General features: G+C 38.7%; 4 protein-coding genes. All 4 read right to left on the reverse strand.

The window, feature by feature from the left end; translation table 11 throughout:
- Positions 1-243: 243 nt before the first annotated feature.
- Positions 244-1,155 carry a LicD family protein gene (locus ACMUOV_RS08475; protein ID WP_413854707.1) on the reverse strand — a complete coding sequence of 304 codons (912 nt, stop codon included), beginning with the start codon at positions 1,153-1,155 and terminating at the stop codon, positions 244-246.
- Positions 1,156-1,169: 14 nt separating this feature from the next.
- Complete coding sequence (locus ACMUOV_RS08480) at positions 1,170-2,096, reverse strand: acyltransferase family protein (protein WP_413854708.1); 927 nt, start codon at positions 2,094-2,096, stop codon at positions 1,170-1,172.
- A 76-nt stretch (positions 2,097-2,172) separates the two neighbouring features.
- The gene (locus ACMUOV_RS08485; RefSeq protein ID WP_413854710.1) at positions 2,173-2,619 is read right to left on the reverse strand and encodes a GNAT family N-acetyltransferase; all 447 of its coding nucleotides are present in this window, start codon (positions 2,617-2,619) and stop codon (positions 2,173-2,175) included.
- A gap of 2 nt (positions 2,620-2,621) precedes the next feature.
- A partial coding sequence (locus ACMUOV_RS08490) for an ATP-grasp domain-containing protein (RefSeq protein WP_413854712.1) occupies positions 2,622-3,714 on the reverse strand: 1,093 nt, incomplete at its 5' end.

Here is a 3,714-nt window from a genome sequence, read left to right on the forward strand (position 1 = left end):
AAGGTGTACTTCAACGGGAGGTGAAGGGCGTTGCAGTAGTCCACCAGGACTTTGTCGTAGTAGCCTGTGGTCATTACTACTTCATCGATTCCGAAGCTCGCCAATATTCTAAGTTGGCGACTCAGGATGGTGTTCCTGTACGAAATCGCAGTCATGCACTTGGGATGCTCGTTAGTGATAACACCCATGCGTGAACCTAATCCGCTGTTTAGGATCAATGCTTTCATATTGTTGTATTTTTGATCATTTCCAGTTTTTTAAAAAAACACAATATGGAACATCTGGATTCCACACTACACCTGAATGCCATCCACCTCGCTGATTCCTGGGGGGGAACTCCGTATAGTTCCCATACGTTGTTTGAAGAATGTTATGATACCCCAGAGGAATTCTTACTAAGATATTCTCAAAAGGCAGGTCAATGTATCCAGAAAAATCAGTTGTTTTCCAAATAAGCTGATTCTGTCTCAAAATTGTATTAACTGGTACCCCGAGATATCTTGAATTTTTATACCTAAAATTAGTCGCTATCCGCTGGATTGCTTCATATTCTTCAAGTGGTCTAGTGGTGCTAAACTGTTGTATTTTTTTTCGTTGCTCTACATCAAGATTATCATTATTTCTTTTCATAAAAGAACTACATTTCATTATGCATTGGTATATCTCTTTCCTGTCATCCGAATAAGTGTCAGGATTACAAAAGTCAAGAGGGAATACATCAAGAAAGATTCCATGACAGAAACCTGCTTTACTCATGGAAACAGGCATACATGTTGTATTCATATTCCTGATTTTAGCGAAAGAATAATAATAGTTCTTATCAGTATATGGAGTCTGTAAAAAATATGGAGTTTTAAACTCAGAAACAGCAACTGTGCAAAAACGCTCGTAGTCCTCTCTAGGCATACAAACATCCATATCATCGTCCCATGGTATCATTCCACTATGTCTTACAGCCCCAAGTATGGTTCCAAATAAAGCATAATAACGAAAACCGTATTTTTGACAGACCTCCGCGAATTTTAGATACAAATCAATCTCAATAGCCCAAATCTTCTTTCTTTCGGATGTCACCCTAAACTCGCATCGTTCTTCCTCTTCAAAAAAAGATTTTGGAAGAATCCCTTGCTCAATAATTCTTTCACATTCTGTCATATTTTTCTTATTTTCTATTTACCTCCTAATAGCCAATTCGCATGTCTTTCAACATAACAATGAAACAAAATACATCCTGATATTATTAACACCGAATAAGCACATGAGATGAAGTAATTCTGATTGAATCCAACACTTCTATACCAAATCATAATAGGGATAAATTGTAAAACCACGATGCTGACAGCGCATTTTGATGGTTTCAACAGCCATAATAGATTCATTTTTATCCCCCCCACCAGGGCTATAATTGCTATGCTTCCTATTATGCCATTTACATAAAACAAGAGGTATCTTAATGGAATGACAGAAGAAGTACCAAATGAACATCCCATCATAGATACTTTCCCATTATAGTTGGAAATAAATACAGACATACTGAGAAATATAATCGTTAACAGAACACTCCATTTAGGCTTAGCTATTTTGGGGATAACAATTCTTGCGTAATAACCAATAAGGTAGAAAGGGAGCGCCATCAGTGACGTGCCAATATAGAGATTGTTTATATGAAAACCGTATGCCATACAAGATAACATCACCAATACTGGGATTGCGGTTTTAGTTTGGCGCAAGAACCAATTGCCCATCAAGCGAACCCAAAACAACGCAATAAAGAACCATAGTATATCATTTGCTGTTATATCTTTGCCCATTACAATCCCAGCCACACTACCACAAATGGCTCCAAGTGCCAAAGACTTGGAGGATAAAGCACAATAAAGATAACCGATAAAGAGGAAAAATGTAAATGGGATTAGCATACGCTTTATCATCTTCTTTAGCAAAGCAACATAATCCATATCTCTATGCAACATTCCACTTATTAAAAAAAAGAACGGCATGTGGAAAGCGTAGATGTATAGCTTTACGTCTGAATCTACAGAATACAGATGAGCAAATACAACAAGAAACAATGCTATTGACCTAGCGTAATCCAAATATAAAAATCCTACTTGGGTTCATTTCATTTGCCGTAATGTTCAAGGTTTGAATTCTTTGCTTTTGTCATTGTGTTTATACTATTTTACTCATGAAGAATGAGTGAAGGTCAGAATTGTAAGAAGGCATTATATCAAATCCGTTGCATTGATAACTGTGCTGGGCACGTTTGTTCTGCCTATCTACTTCTAATCGTATTTCATGGAATCCTTTCTCCTTTATGCGTCTTACAACGATTTCAAGCATGTTTGAAAATATCCCCTTACGTCTATACATTGGCGATACATACACATGGGGGATATAAGCAAAATCAGCCCCCTGATGATTGGCATAGAATGCAATCATACCAATCAATTGTCCCTCATTATTTCTACAAGTAGAACATTCGGCATTGCTCGACCATTTCTCTGCGAGCATTATAAGACGTTCTTCGTTTTTCAAGTCTGGAAAGGTGTCCTCTGCCTGCAAGCGGAGAAAAGCACATAGTTCCTCTAATTTTAGTCCCTCTATTTGGAATGTCATCGTTATTTCACCTTTATGGCGATGTACTTATCCATATTCTCAATGATATCATTCATCTGCTCAGCACTATCATATTTCAGCAATAGTTCGCCTACGCAGTCCTGAGCGTCACGATACTTGTGAACAGGATCTCCTTCCTTGATGTCCGTCACGAAATCTACAAGGTTGTTCTGCTTGAAAGTTTCATCATACTCAATACCTGCGTACTTGCCTGTTTCATTAGCGTGAGCCATATAGTTTGACCAATATCCCTTGACAGGAGCCATCTTTAAGTCGGAACAATCTTCGCCAAGAGCTGCCTTTATAACGTATGGTACCATGTCGACACCTGTTGCTAAAGCAGTTATCTGTGGAATGAGGCTACCACCGCTACGAGCGCCTAATTCAAGAATATATACTTTACCATCTTCTCCATAAATAGCTTCTACGTTGTAGGCATTGCTCTTCATACCAAGAGAAGTAATAAGCCGCTGTAAATCTGCTACTAAAGTATCAATGACTTCCTGTGGCATTACTGTTGGCCAGCATTCACCTAAGGGAGCAAAATCTTTATCAACCTTTGTACTATAGAATTCATTGCCAAAACAGTGGAATACCAATTTTCCATCTACAGAGAATGCATCGCCTGAAATCTGAGGACCTTTCTTCACGATGAACTCTTCAATCAGGAATATTTTATCACGAGAATATGACAATGCATCCTCCATAAAGGCTTTCAACTGTGACTTGTCAGTCATCTTATTAATTCCTTTGCTACCCGAAGAATCAACAGGCTTTACCATCATAGGCAAATGAAAAGAGTCTATGTCTTTTTCTGCCTCTTCATAGGTGGTGTAACTCTTTGCCTTGGGAACGTTAAAGCCATGCTCAGTAAGATATTGACGGAAAAGATGTTTCTTACTCAATATCTCCACAGACTTATATGGACTCGTTGGCAGGCCCAGTTTTTCACTAACGTATGCAGCAGTAGGTGCAGCAGGGTCTGAGGCGTATGCTACTACGCCATCAACTTTCAGCTCTTTGGCCAGTGCTAATACAGCTTCCTTATCGGTTGTACTGACATTGTAATATTCATGGGCGTACTTGTGGCCTGGA

The sequence above is a fragment of the Candidatus Ruminimicrobium bovinum genome, assembly GCF_902760015.1.
Lineage (GTDB): Bacteria > Elusimicrobiota > Endomicrobiia > Endomicrobiales > Endomicrobiaceae > Ruminimicrobium > Ruminimicrobium bovinum.